Here is a 12,187-nt window from a genome sequence, read left to right on the forward strand (position 1 = left end):
CGGTCGCTAAACGACCTGCCGCCTAACCGTGAGACAAATACCGCGTGATCAGGATTTCCATCGATGCCATGGGCGGCGATCACGGACCAGCCGTGGTCGTTCCAGCGCTCATGACGGTCGCGACCCGTCGTCCCGACATCCGCTTCGTCATCTTCGGGCGTGAGGAGGTCGTGCGCCCGGAGCTCGCCAAATTTCCCAAGCTTGCCGAGATCAGCGAATTCTTCCATTGCGAAATTGCGGTCAGGATGGACGACAAGCCGAGCCAGGCGCTGCGCCACGGCCGCTGGAAGTCATCGATGTGGAAGGCCGTCGAAGCGGTCAAGGCCGGCACGGCCGACGCCTGCATTTCCGCGGGCAACACCGGTGCGCTGATGGCGATGTCGAAATTCTGCCTGCGCACCATGGCCACCATCGATCGCCCGGCGATCGCAGCCCTTTGGCCGACATTGCGCGGCGAAAGCGTGGTGCTGGATGTCGGCGCGACCATCGGGGCCGATGCGCAACAGCTCATCGATTTTGCCATTCTCGGCACCGGCATGGCGCGCTCGGTCTTCGGCATAGCCCGGCCCAGCGTCGGCCTGCTCAATGTCGGCGTCGAGGAGATCAAAGGCCAGGAAGAGGTCAAGGAGGCGGGGCGCATGCTGCGCGAAGCCAACATGGCCTCGATGAACTATCACGGTTTCGTCGAGGGCGACGATATCGGCAAGGGCACGGTCGACGTTGTGGTGACCGAGGGCTTCGCCGGCAACATCGCTCTGAAGACCGCGGAAGGCACGGCGCGCCAGATAGCGGGTTATCTGCGCGCCGCGATGAGCCGCACCCTGATGGCCAGGATCGGCTACGTCTTCGCTAAGGGCGCCTTCAACCGCTTGCGCGAAAAGATGGATGTCGGCCGCTCCAATGGCGGCGTTTTCCTGGGGCTGAGCGGGATCGTCGTCAAAAGCCATGGCGGTGCTGATTCTGACGGGTTCGCCGCCGCGATCGAACTCGGCTATGACATGGTCCGCAACAACCTCCTCGACCGTATCGAGGCCGATCTGGACCTGTTTCATGCGCGCAACCCGCGCGCCCTGTCATCTAGGAAATCCGACGTCGTCACCGACGCAAAGGAATAGGAAAGAACTTTGATCAGATCAGTCGTGCGCGGCACGGGCGCCGCGCTGCCCCGCCGAATCATGAAGAATGCCGATTTCGAAGGCATGGTCGAGACCTCCGACGAGTGGATCGCCCAGCGCACCGGCATTCGCCAGCGCCACATCGCGGGCGATGACGAGACGACCGCTTCGCTGGGGGAAGCGGCGGCACGTGCCGCACTTGCCAATGCGGGCCTCACGCCCGCCGACATCGATCTGATCGTGCTGGCGACCTCGACGCCCAACAACACGTTTCCGGCAACCGCCGTCGAGATCCAGAACCGGCTCGGTATGCATCACGGCTTTGCCTTCGACATGCAGGCGGTCTGTTCGGGTTTCGTCTATGCCGTGACCACCGCCGATCTCTACATCCGCGGCGGCCTGGCCAAGCGTGTCCTGGTGATCGGGTCCGAAACATTCTCGCGCATTCTCGACTGGAGCGACCGGTCGACCTGTGTGCTGTTCGGAGACGGCGCCGGTGCCATGATCCTGGAAGCGGGCGAGGGCGCGGGCACGATCGCCGACCATGGCGTTCTGGCGGCCAGCCTGCGCTCCGACGGCACGCACAAGGACAAGCTTTTTGTCGATGGCGGGCCGTCGACGACGGGTACGGTCGGCCATCTCCGGATGGAGGGCCGCGAAGTCTTCAAGCACGCGGTCGGCATGATCACCGACGTCATCGAGGCGACGTTCGCGCAAGCCGGTATCTCAGCCGAGGATCTCGACTGGTTCGTGCCGCACCAGGCCAATAAACGAATTATTGACGCTTCCGCCAAGAAGCTCGGGATAGCTGAGCAAAAGGTGGTGGTTACGGTCGATTTGCACGGTAACACCTCGGCTGCTTCCGTGCCGTTGGCGCTGTCGGTGGCCGTTGCCGACGGCCGCATCAAGAAGGGCGATCTCGTCCTCCTGGAAGCGATGGGTGGCGGCTTCACCTGGGGCGCTGTCCTGGTTCGCTGGTAAGTGCCGAACGGTCCAGTTTCGGTCCTTGACCTTGACGGATCAATTACTTAGGCTCTGCCGTTGTTGTGCCGAATTTTATGTTTTGAGCTGATGGGACGGTCGCATGGGGGGAAAGACACTTACGCGCGCCGACCTTGCCGAGGCAGTTTACCGGAAGGTCGGCCTGTCGCGCACTGAATCGGCCGAACTCGTCGAAGCGGTGCTGGATGAAATCTGCGAAGCCATCGTGCGCGGCGAAACGGTGAAGCTGTCGTCCTTCGCGACATTCCACGTCCGCTCCAAGAACGAGCGTATCGGCCGCAATCCCAAGACCGGCGAGGAAGTGCCGATCCTGCCGCGTCGGGTGATGACCTTCAAGTCGTCCAACGTGCTGAAGAGCCGTATCTTGCGCTCCCATCAGAGCGGCAAGGCCAAAAGCGGCAAGTAATCCTACTGCGCGGTTGAAAACCGCCACCGCCATGACGCCGGGCTTGAATATTGCTTCATAAACCGCTGAAATAAGCCCCGATTCGGCAGCTAGGCCGGATCATCGTCCAGCGTGAGGATTCGCCCATGGACAAGAGCCCCGACGCCTTTCGTACCATCAGCGAGGTCGCCGAAGATCTCGATTTGCCGCAGCATGTGCTGCGCTTCTGGGAAACGCGTTTCAACCAGATCAAGCCGATGAAGCGCGGCGGCGGCCGTCGTTACTACCGGCCGCAGGATGTCGAGCTGATCAAGGGCATCCGCCATATGCTCTACGACCAGGGCTACACCATCAAGGGCGTGCAGAAGCTGTTGCGCGAGAACGGCAACCATTTCCTGGTTGCCATCGGCAATGGCGACATGGCCGCCGTCGAGGCGATCTCGCAGCGAAGGCAGGCTGACCAGGTGCCGCTGACGCCGGCGGCCCAGCCGCGCAGCATGGACGACGAACTGGTCGGCCAGCCGCGCGTCAAACCCAGCCGTCGCTTTTTCGGCCTGGGCAAGAGCGACGAGGACGGCCCGGTGCAGCCGGATGCATCGAAACTCTCGCGCGACAACAGGGCCTTGCTGCAGGAGGCGCTGTTCGACCTCCTGGAATGCAAGCGCCTGCTTGATCAGGTGCGCTGACCGCAGTCCGACGCGATAGTTCGAAACCGGAACCCGTCTTCCGGTGAGGCGTTACGTTTCCTTCTGCAAGTGAAGGAAACACATCATGGCATCATTTTCGACCCTCTCGGACATCGATCTCGACAGGCAGGTCGCGGCTCTCACCAAAGAACTGGCCAGCTTGAAGAGGGCTGTGGCAAGGCGAGGCGGCGCCTACTACGAGGACGGTCGCGATGCAGCCTTCGACACCTATTCCGATCTTGCGGGGCGTCTGCGCGACGCCATGCCGGCACTGCGCAAACAGGGCAGGGTGATCGAGAGGTCGGCCCGCGACCATCCGGCGGCTGCCGCCGCTGTCGGCCTTGTGGTGCTCGGTCTTGTCGCCAGTCTGCTGTTCAGCCGGCGCTGAGGCGGTGCTTCTGATGTTGGAGATAGCTGGCGCCGTCATTCGACGAACTTGGTGCGCCCAAATCGTGTCGAGCTGACGCGCCGCAATGCCAAGGGACGACCGGCCTTGGACAGGAAGCCAAGGCCGGTTTTCTCGGTGGCAGTCTGCGGTGCTTAGGCCTTGTTTCCGATCACATGGTGGTGGTGGCGGTGATGATGGTGATGGCGGACATGGTGGCGATGATGATGGTGGTGACGATGATGCTTTGCCATCGGCGCCGCATCCGCACTCGTCGCGCCGATGACGGGCACCGTGAAAGCCAATGCAACTGCAAGCCCGAGGGCCGAGAGGAGGGACTTCTTCATGGATCGTTTCCTTTTGTTTCGCGGGCGCATATGGATCGGGGCGATAGCCCGGCCGCCGCGAATGGAATTACGCGCCTGAATTTTTTCGTCAGTATTTCCCGATTGTAGAATTTTGTTTCTGGACTGTTTCTGCCCAATCCAGCCTCCCGCCACCATGCACGGCAAGATCGAGAGGCGGCCATTGGCCGCCTGTCCGACTACATCGGCGGCACGACGCCGTTGGTTCCGACCACGACGCGGCTGGCGCTCAGTGCGCCGTCACTGCCCCGCTCAGCGGTGACAAAGACCGTCGCACCCGGCTTGAGGTCGGTCGGCGTCGCCGGCGCGAAGGTGACGACAGGGGTGGTGTCGGGAATCGAAATCTTCTTGGTCTGGCCATTGTCATAGGTCAGCGTGACGGATCGCCCGCTTATATCGGTAACGTCGGCGACGGTGCCGTTGGTCATCCGGCTGTTTGGCTGCAGGTCCCAGGGGCGGTCACCCTCGCCGGTGCCTTTCAGCGCGGCCGGAAAGACCACCACCTCCAGGGCGCCGCTGCCGCCATCCGCTTTCGAAACGGAGGCAATGCCGAGGAAATCGCCCTGCTTGATGCCCGTTGCCGAGGCGTTGGCGACGCCCGAGATCTTCCAGCCGGCCTTGAGCTTGATCGCGTCGGTATCGCCCTGGCGGGTTTTCACGGTGAGCAGCGTGGGCTTAAAACTGACCACCGTGCCGCGCACACGAAGCGCGCCTGCGGCTTGGGCGGCGCCCGCGCCGGCGACGGAAAGGCTGGAAATCGTGCCGAGCACGACCATGACTGTCTTCAAGTTCATTGCAAAAAATCCTTCCGGGAAAGAACTGGCTGGAACCGGATGGTTTCGCGCCAGCGACCCGGAGATAACGAATGGGCGCGGCGAAACTGCCGGCAAAAGGCCAATCAGGCCTTCAAAACAACTTGATCGCGACGTGTGCGCCAGAGGCCGCGCCAGGCACCCGGTTCACGATCCCGTGACGGCCCTTTTGGCCCTTGGCAAATCGCTGGCGAGAGGGCATCTTCCCGACCGTCTCAGGCAACACTCCTCATTTGATCAAACTCTTTCAGTCATGGAGTTGCCAATGCCCCATAATGCGAAAAGCGAACCCCACTCCGAACCGGCAACCAACGGGAGCGGGCCAGATTACAACACCCTCAGAGCGATGCGGGAGACCCGCGGTTACAGCGTGGAAGAGCTCTCCCTGACATGCGGCCTGGCGGTGGACGAGATTGAGGATATCGAAAGCGGCAGAGTGACCGATCCGTCGAAGCTGCGTCGTATTGTGTCCGCGCTTCACCTTCCCCAGGAAGCTCTGATCACCCCGGCTGCGCCGCCGGCGGCGCAAGGTCGATCGCTGGCGTAGACCCGCACCAGGCATTCCAGAGAACCCGCCAAGGCCCTCTTGGCGGGTTTCTTTGTACCTGCCGCAGCGTCTGCTTCAGCCTGGCGCTTGCCGATTTGTATGCCGCGCGTGCTTATATGCGCGGCGGCCCCGGCTGCTGGACAGCAATCCGCCGTCCTTCAAGTTTTTGAACCATGGGTTTTTCGATATGAGCCTGGACTCAGTTCGTGCGTTCTTCGCCGCCCACGCGCCTGATATCGACGTCATCGTCACGGAGGCGAGCTCGGCGACGGTGACCCTGGCGGCCGAGGCGCATGGCGTGCTGCCGGCGCAGATCGCCAAGACGATCTGCCTGCGCGTCGGCGAGCGCACCATGCTGGTGGTGACCAGCGGCATCGCCAGGCTGGACAACCGCAAGTTCAAGGACCAGTTCGGCGGCAAGCCGCGCATGCTCGACGCGGCGGAAGTTGTCGAAGCGACGAGCCACCCGGTCGGCGGCGTCTGCCCGTTCGGCCTGCCGGCGCCGCTGCCGGTCTATTGCGACGTATCGCTGCGCGAATTTGACGAGGTCGTGCCCGCGGCAGGCGCCACCAATGCGGCGGTGCGGATCAGCCCGCAGAGGATGGTTGAGCTAATCGGCGCTGAGTGGGTGGATGTGTGCCAGGGGTAGGGGGCCCAACCGAAGTTCGAACAAGGCGATTGAGAATACATTCCGGGATTTTGTCCCGATCCGAGATTTGGCCAGACTGACCGGGCATCTGGAAAGGCGGACTTTTGGGGGCAAGTCCTGCTTCTAAAATGGTCGGAGTGGCCGGATTCGAACCGACGACCCCTTGACCCCCAGTCAAGTGCGCTACCGGGCTGCGCTACACTCCGGACCGCGGAAAGCCCTATATTCTCAAGGGTTCAGAAGCAAGAGGCGAATTCGCTGAAATTGGTGAAATGGGAACAGACGGTGTCCCGGTGTGCCTTTGGTGACCGAAAGTCACACCGACAAATCATACCGCAAGTGCTGCTTAGGTTCCGGTCACCGAGGGCGGACACACTACGTGCTTTGTCTTGCCCTGGAAGGGCATAGCCTGCACCGCTCTAGGCTGCAATTGCCCAAAGAAGTTCAAGACTTCGTTCAATCGCCAGAATGTTCGAAGGAATATGTAGGCTACGAGGAAAGGGGAGCGCTGACGAGCTCCCCTGACGCTAGATCTGATCCGCGAAAATGATGTCGATGCACTACTGACCCATTCCAAACTTGTAGGTTAGCCGGGCCATCACGGCATCGACCTTTGCCTCTGTGCGATAGGTCTCGGGATTGTCGCCGAGAGTGCCATCATCGAACACGTTGTCGCCCGTGCTCGTCTTATGGCCGAGGTCAACGTGGGTGTAGTCCACGCCAAGCGAGAGGTTGTTCGTAAGGGCATAGTCGATGCCAGCGCCGAGCGCATAGCCGTTCTGCCACTCATTCTTTTCGTAGGTTACCAGGGCGTCGTTGTCTCGGGCGCGGAAATCCACCTTGCCGCCGGCATAACCAGCCTTGGCATAGATCAGCACGCGATCGAAGGCGTAGCCGACGCGGCCGAAGACCGTGGCATAATTCGAGATTTTGGCGGTCTCGGTGTCGCTGTCCGGGAAATAGGGGCTGGTGATGGTCTTGCGGATGCCCGTTGCTGTCCAGGTCGCCTCGCCGCCCAGAACCCATTGGCCCCACTGCCATTGCGCGCCTGCATGGATACCGCCGGCTACGCCGGCTTTGTTGAAGTCAAATCCTTCTGTTCCCGCCGGAACGAGGTCGGTGAAGAACCCACCGTTTGGTTCGGTCATATCCGTTGCCGTGATGTCACCATTGGCAACGCCGAGATGGCCGCCGACATAGAGGCCGCTCCAGTCATAGGCCGACCCCGCAACCGGGGCCAACATGTCTGCTGCTGACGCGGTGCTTGCCGACAGGGCGGCAACCGCGAGAACTGCTAAGAATCTATTCACGTATTTCTCCCAACCCAAGTAATTCCCTCGGGAACAACAATAGCCGGGAGCGAAATGAAATTATGTGATGTTTTTGCCACAGCCGCATATTTTTGCCATGGACCAACCGTCCGTCGAGCACTCGATCTACACTGGCCTGACGCTTCAAAGCGCAAATGAAGCCGAGTAAAGCGCATGTAGAGCGCCTAGTCAGGAAACCCATCAGAAACTTCGTATTCGGGTAGCAAATCCATTCGGGAAGCTCTCGAAGCTGTCTTCGTCGTGATGTAGAGCGGGCCGGATCTCCACCGAAGGCCAACGTGAAGCGCTCTCACTCCCGCGACTTTTATGCCGGTGCCGGCGAGCCCTGCAAGGCAGGCTGCAACAACCGCTGGTGCCTGTATTCCAGCGCGATGGCGCCCCAGATTAGGCCGAGCAGCAGGTAGACATGGCGCCAGTGGTCGATGTCGATGAAGGTGCCGAGCCCGATATTGCCGATGAAGGCGACATAGGCGCACAGCAGATAGGGCTGCCAAGCACGGTCGCGCAGCAGGATGCGGAAGCCGGCTGCTATCGTCCACAAGACGAGCGCGAGGAACGACACGAAGCCGAGCCAGCCATAATCCATCAGCATCTTCAGCCAGATGTCGTGGGTGTCTTCACCGAAGATCGTGCCGAAGACCAGCGGGCCGATGCCGAACGGATGCTCCATCGCCATCTGGAAGCCGATGCCGTAGCGGGCGAAGCGGCCGAGGCGGGCGGTGTCATAGCTCTGCTCGAGATGGGCACGGTTGGAGAACATCTCCGACACGCCGGGCAGCTGCAGGATGACGATCATGGCGACGACCAGCAGCGCCAGTGCTGCAATCGTCATCACCACCACGCGCAGCCGGAACATGCCGCTGGCGCTCTGCAGGAACAGGCAGCCGGTGAGCAGGACGGCCGAAACCGCGAACATGCCCCAGGCGCCGCGCGAGAAGGAAAAGAAGATGCCGGCGGTGATGATCAGCAGCGGCACCGCCAAAAGCGGCATGCGTGTCACCGGTCCGGTCAAAAGCAGATAGAGCAGATAGATGCCGGGCAGCACCAGGAACGGGCCGAACACGTTCGGATCCTGGAAGGCGCCGGCGGCGCGGTCGTATTTGGTGAACATCTCGGCGCCCGGAAAGGCGTGGAAGTAGCCTGCAATGCCAAGCAGCGAGGTCGCCACGGCCGAAACCACATAGGCAATGAAGATCAATCGGTAGAGGTTCGGCTGTACGGCGGTGATCGATGCGAAGAACACTGCGCTGAAGGCGAGAAACAGCGAGACGGCGAGATAGAGCGGCGTGTTGGCGAGGTCCGCCATCTGCGTCATGGAGATCATGCCGCCGATGTTCATCGTCACCAGCAGCACCAGCAGCTGCGTTGCCGCGCGGGAAATCCGCAAGCCGAAAAGCGCCCAGATGGCAATCAGCCCGGCCATGTAGAGCTCATAGGGCGCCGGCTCGCTGATGACGAAGCCGGACAGCAGAATGCCGAGGAAAACCGCGCCCGACGAAATCAGCGCGATCAGCTTGGCGTTGACCGCCGCGCGCGGCAGATCATGGGCGATCGCGCTCAATAGGCGTTTTCCGTATTGAGCAGCCGGAGCGGCGTCAGGAACAGGATCCGCAAATCGAACAGCAGCGACCAGTTCTCGATGTAGTAGAGATCATACTCCGTGCGCATGCGGATCTTCTCGTTGGTGTCCATCTCGCCGCGCCAGCCATTGATCTGCGCCCAGCCGGTGACGCCGGGCTTGACCTTGTGGCGGGCGAAATAGCCGTCGACGACCTCGTTGTAGAGCAGGTTATGCGACTGCGCGGCGATGGCGTGCGGACGCGGGCCGACCAGCGATAGCGAACCCAGAAGCGAATTGAAGAACTGCGGCAGCTCGTCGATCGAGGTCTTGCGGATGAAGCGGCCGACGCGGGTGACGCGCGGGTCGTTCTTGGTCACGGTCTGCTTGGCGGTCGGGTCGGCCTTGTCCGTATACATCGAACGGAACTTGTAGACCTCGATGATCTCGTTGTTGAAACCGTGCCGCTTCTGGTGAAACAGAACCGGCCCCTTGCTGTCGAGCTTGATGGCGATGGCGGTCGCCAGCATCACCGGCGAGAACACGACGATGCCGATCAGGCTGAAGACGATGTCGAAGGCGCGTTTGGCCACCGAATCCCAGTCGTTGATCGGCTTGTCGAAGATGTCGAGCATCGGCACCGCGCCGATGTAGGAATAGGCACGCGGGCGAAACTGCAGCGCGTTGGAATGCGCCGAAAGCCGGATGTCGACCGGCAGCACCCACAGCTTCTTCAGCAACTGCAGAACGCGCGATTCGGCGGTCAGCGGCAACGATACGATCAGCATGTCGATACGGGCGATGCGGGCGAATTCGATCAGTTCCGAAATGGTGCCGAGCTTGGGGTAGCCGGCGACGATGGGCGGTGAGCGCTTGTCGCCGCGATCGTCGAAGATGCCGCAGATGCGGATATCGTTGTAGGGCTGCTTTTCGACCGAGCGGATCAGGATTTCCGCCGCCTTGCCGCCGCCGACGATGACGGCGCGCCGCTCCATGCGGCCATCGCGCGCCCAGGCCCGGATCAGCTTCGACATTACCAGCCTGAGGCCGAAGATGAGAACGAAGCCGATGACGAACCAGCTGCCCAACAAAAGGCGCGAATAGTTTTCCGACATCTTCATGACGAACGCCGTCAGCGCCATCAGGGCGAAAGTGCCGGCCCAGACCAGCAGCACGCGGCCGAAATTGGCGATCGGTCGCATCAGGGCGACGATCTGGTAGCAGTCGGTGACGTCGAGCAGCACCACGGCAAGGAACGACGCGGCGGCGATCGTTACCGGATACTGCCAGGCGAGATAATTGAAGAACCCGACATAATGGAAATAGACGGCGAGCCCGGACAGGAACAGCAAGCCGAATTCGACCATGCGCAGGACGCCGCTGACCATGATCGGCGACATCGTATCGCGCCGGTACTGCGAGGCGACCTGGCGCGCGACATCGTTCATGCCGCTTGGCGTGTCGCCATCGGCCGGGCCGTCGAATTTACGCACCGCCTCTGCTGAAAAGCGGCGCGCGGGGTCGATCTCGTTCATGAGGGCTTTCCGCAAGCTTCCCCTCGGTCATAGCAAAAGAGAGCTAAGAAACCCTTGAAACAACATACGGCTTTGGAACGGCTTGGTCCTGCGCCTACCTGTCGAGCGCGGCGAAATAGGCGTTCTCGATGTCGGCGGCCATCACATCGGCGCCGAAGCGTGCCTTGAGGTCGGCCCCATCCGGCATCAGATCGCGATAGGCGGCCGGGTCGGCCAGCGCCTGGCTCATCCTTTCGGCGAGCTCGATCGGGTCAGGTCGGATCAGGGCAAGGGAACCGGTGTCGAATATCTCCGGAATGCCGCCGACCGCTGTTGCGATCATCGGCTTTCCCGCGGCAAGCGTTTCCAGGACGATATAGGGCATGGCTTCGGCGCGCGAAGGAACGATGATAAGCGCGGCAAGGGCAAAGGCCTCCCTGGCCGGCATCGGCGGCAGGAAGCGGACATGGCGCTCGAGCCCGAGGCGTTTCACTTGCCCGTGGTAACGCGGTAGGTCGTCGCCGTCGCCGACCATCACCGCGGTCAGCGCGCGGCCGAACCGTGGGCCGGCGAGCGCCAATGCGTCGATGAAGATGTCCGGCCCCTTCAGGTCGCGCATCATGCCGATATAAAGCAGGTCGGCTGCGTCCGGGGCGGTGATCACCGGCTCGAATTCTGTGGCGCGCAGGCCGTTATAGACCAAGGTGTTGGGAATGGGCGGCTCGCCGACCTTGTGGCGATAGGTCCGCCGCTCATAGTCCGAGACAAACAGCAGATAGTCGGTGAAGCGAGCCATGAAGCGCTCGAGCGCGAAGAACAGCTTTCCGGTGGTCGTGTTCTCGTCATAGTGGAGGGAGCCGCCATGCGGCGAATAAAGGCGGGCTACGCGAGACCTTGATACCCGCAACAACGAGCCGAACAGACGGGCATAGGCGCCACCCTTGGCGCCGTGTCCGTGCAGTACGTCCGGCCGCAATTCCTTGATGATCCTGTACGTGCGCCAGGCCGAGGCAAGGTCGCCGGGACCGACGTGGCGCTGCATCGGCGTGCGATGAATGCCGAGCGCCAGCATGTTCTTCATCTGCTCGAACAGATGTTCCTCGAACGCGCCGCCCGTCGTCGAATCGCAGACGATGCCGACGGAATGCCCCGCGGCGACCTGCGCCTCGGTCAGGTCGCGCACATGCCGGAAAATTCCTCCGACGGGTGAGCGAAAGCAATGGACGATCCTGAGCCTGTCCGCCACTTGGTATCTGTCAGAACAGGCGTTCGCGGACGTAGACCGTATCGCCCGGCAGCAGCGGGTCGGAGGTGACCACGCGGCCGGTCATCACCTTGCCGTTGATGTCGCGGGTGATGTCGACGCTTTCCTGGTTGGCGCGCGGCGTGAAGCCGCCGGCAATGGCGATTGCCTTCTGCACCGTCAGGCCGGGGACGTAAGAGTATTGGCCGGCGGCACCCACTTCGCCCATGACGAAGATCGGCCGGTAGCGGTCGATCTCGACCGAAACGTCGGGATCGCGCAGATAGCCTTGCCGCAATTTGTCGGCGATCTCCTTTTCCATCTGCTGCGCGGTGTGGCCGCGCGCCGGTATGGCGCCGACAAGCGGGAAGGAGAGATAGCCGGATTGATCGACGCTGTAGGTGTTGGTCAGCCCGTCCTGCTCGAACACGGTGACGCGGACGCGATCGCCGGCGCCAAGACGGTAGGGCTGATCGAGCACCTCATGGAAGGCGGCCGGCGTCGGCCGGTAGCTGGAACAGCCAGCCAGCATCGATACGGCAAGCAGCGCGCGAAACAGGGAAGCAGTGCTTTTCATGACCGGACAAGTACCTTC

The 12,187-nt window shown here is 62.0% G+C and carries 13 protein-coding genes and 1 tRNA gene; 7 read left to right on the forward strand and 7 right to left on the reverse strand.

Features of this window, described 5'->3' with window-relative positions:
- The first annotated feature begins 44 nt into the window (after positions 1-44).
- The 5 genes from plsX to P3C39_RS27080 all read left to right on the forward strand — a co-directional run bounded on the left by plsX (position 45) and on the right by P3C39_RS27080 (position 3,576).
- Complete coding sequence (gene plsX / locus P3C39_RS27060; protein WP_275954694.1) at positions 45-1,115, forward strand: phosphate acyltransferase PlsX; 1,071 nt, start codon at positions 45-47, stop codon at positions 1,113-1,115.
- A 9-nt stretch (positions 1,116-1,124) separates the two neighbouring features.
- Positions 1,125-2,096, forward strand: coding sequence for a beta-ketoacyl-ACP synthase III (locus P3C39_RS27065; protein ID WP_024504674.1), 972 nt, complete (start codon positions 1,125-1,127; stop codon positions 2,094-2,096).
- Between the two features lie 103 nt (positions 2,097-2,199).
- The gene (locus P3C39_RS27070) at positions 2,200-2,523 is read left to right on the forward strand and encodes an integration host factor subunit alpha (RefSeq protein WP_013532231.1); all 324 of its coding nucleotides are present in this window, start codon (positions 2,200-2,202) and stop codon (positions 2,521-2,523) included.
- Positions 2,524-2,648: 125 nt separating this feature from the next.
- Positions 2,649-3,188 (forward strand): MerR family transcriptional regulator, encoded by a 540-nt coding sequence (locus tag P3C39_RS27075; RefSeq protein WP_063167770.1) that lies wholly within the window; start codon positions 2,649-2,651, stop codon positions 3,186-3,188.
- Between the two features lie 85 nt (positions 3,189-3,273).
- Positions 3,274-3,576, forward strand: a complete 303-nt coding sequence (locus P3C39_RS27080; protein WP_013532229.1) for a hypothetical protein — start codon at positions 3,274-3,276, stop codon at positions 3,574-3,576.
- A gap of 541 nt (positions 3,577-4,117) precedes the next feature.
- Here P3C39_RS27080 and P3C39_RS27085 read toward each other — a convergent pair.
- A complete protein-coding gene (locus P3C39_RS27085; RefSeq protein WP_275954693.1) occupies positions 4,118-4,732 on the reverse strand; it encodes a hypothetical protein in 615 nt (204 codons plus the stop codon).
- Between P3C39_RS27085 and P3C39_RS27090 the strand changes: the two genes are divergently transcribed.
- Entirely contained in the window at positions 4,713-5,297 is a 585-nt protein-coding gene (locus P3C39_RS27090; RefSeq protein ID WP_275954692.1) for a helix-turn-helix transcriptional regulator, read from the forward strand. The genes P3C39_RS27085 and P3C39_RS27090 overlap by 20 nt on opposite strands.
- Positions 5,298-5,484: 187 nt before the next feature.
- Positions 5,485-5,946: a YbaK/EbsC family protein gene (locus P3C39_RS27095; RefSeq protein WP_275954691.1), complete on the forward strand. Its 462-nt coding sequence runs from the start codon at positions 5,485-5,487 to the stop codon at positions 5,944-5,946.
- A gap of 129 nt (positions 5,947-6,075) precedes the next feature.
- On the opposite strand, the gene P3C39_RS27100 is transcribed toward P3C39_RS27095, so the two are convergent.
- The 6 genes from P3C39_RS27100 to P3C39_RS27125 all read right to left on the reverse strand — a co-directional run bounded on the left by P3C39_RS27100 (position 6,076) and on the right by P3C39_RS27125 (position 12,169).
- Positions 6,076-6,152, reverse strand: a tRNA-Pro gene (locus P3C39_RS27100).
- A gap of 354 nt (positions 6,153-6,506) precedes the next feature.
- Complete coding sequence (locus tag P3C39_RS27105; protein WP_275954690.1) at positions 6,507-7,274, reverse strand: outer membrane beta-barrel protein; 768 nt, start codon at positions 7,272-7,274, stop codon at positions 6,507-6,509.
- Positions 7,275-7,581: 307 nt separating this feature from the next.
- Positions 7,582-8,838, reverse strand: a complete 1,257-nt coding sequence (locus P3C39_RS27110) for an O-antigen ligase family protein (RefSeq protein WP_275954689.1) — start codon at positions 8,836-8,838, stop codon at positions 7,582-7,584.
- Positions 8,835-10,370: an undecaprenyl-phosphate glucose phosphotransferase gene (locus P3C39_RS27115; protein ID WP_013532222.1), complete on the reverse strand. Its 1,536-nt coding sequence runs from the start codon at positions 10,368-10,370 to the stop codon at positions 8,835-8,837. The genes P3C39_RS27110 and P3C39_RS27115 overlap by 4 nt, the downstream gene beginning before the upstream one ends.
- Before the next feature lie 94 nt (positions 10,371-10,464).
- Positions 10,465-11,595 carry a glycosyltransferase family 4 protein gene (locus P3C39_RS27120; protein ID WP_275954688.1) on the reverse strand — a complete coding sequence of 377 codons (1,131 nt, stop codon included), beginning with the start codon at positions 11,593-11,595 and terminating at the stop codon, positions 10,465-10,467.
- A 10-nt stretch (positions 11,596-11,605) separates the two neighbouring features.
- Positions 11,606-12,169 (reverse strand): polysaccharide biosynthesis/export family protein, encoded by a 564-nt coding sequence (locus P3C39_RS27125; RefSeq protein ID WP_013532220.1) that lies wholly within the window; start codon positions 12,167-12,169, stop codon positions 11,606-11,608.
- Between the last annotated feature and the right edge of the window lie 18 nt (positions 12,170-12,187).

The organism is Mesorhizobium sp. XAP4 (genome assembly GCF_029269325.1).
Classification (GTDB): Bacteria; Pseudomonadota; Alphaproteobacteria; order Rhizobiales; family Rhizobiaceae; genus Mesorhizobium; species Mesorhizobium ciceri.

Excerpts from the sequence above, each read along its gene's own strand:
- P3C39_RS27070 (WP_013532231.1), top strand. The coding sequence starts at position 2,200 with ATGGGGGGAAAGACACTTACGCGCGCCGACCTTGCCGAGGCAGTTTAC.
- P3C39_RS27115 (WP_013532222.1), bottom strand. The coding sequence starts at position 10,370 with ATGAACGAGATCGACCCCGCGCGCCGCTTTTCAGCAGAGGCGGTGCGT.
- P3C39_RS27085 (WP_275954693.1), bottom strand. The coding sequence starts at position 4,732 with ATGAACTTGAAGACAGTCATGGTCGTGCTCGGCACGATTTCCAGCCTT.
- P3C39_RS27125 (WP_013532220.1), bottom strand. The coding sequence starts at position 12,169 with ATGAAAAGCACTGCTTCCCTGTTTCGCGCGCTGCTTGCCGTATCGATG.
- P3C39_RS27080 (WP_013532229.1), top strand. The coding sequence starts at position 3,274 with ATGGCATCATTTTCGACCCTCTCGGACATCGATCTCGACAGGCAGGTC.
- P3C39_RS27095 (WP_275954691.1), top strand. The coding sequence starts at position 5,485 with ATGAGCCTGGACTCAGTTCGTGCGTTCTTCGCCGCCCACGCGCCTGAT.
- P3C39_RS27075 (WP_063167770.1), top strand. The coding sequence starts at position 2,649 with ATGGACAAGAGCCCCGACGCCTTTCGTACCATCAGCGAGGTCGCCGAA.
- P3C39_RS27090 (WP_275954692.1), top strand. The coding sequence starts at position 4,713 with ATGACTGTCTTCAAGTTCATTGCAAAAAATCCTTCCGGGAAAGAACTG.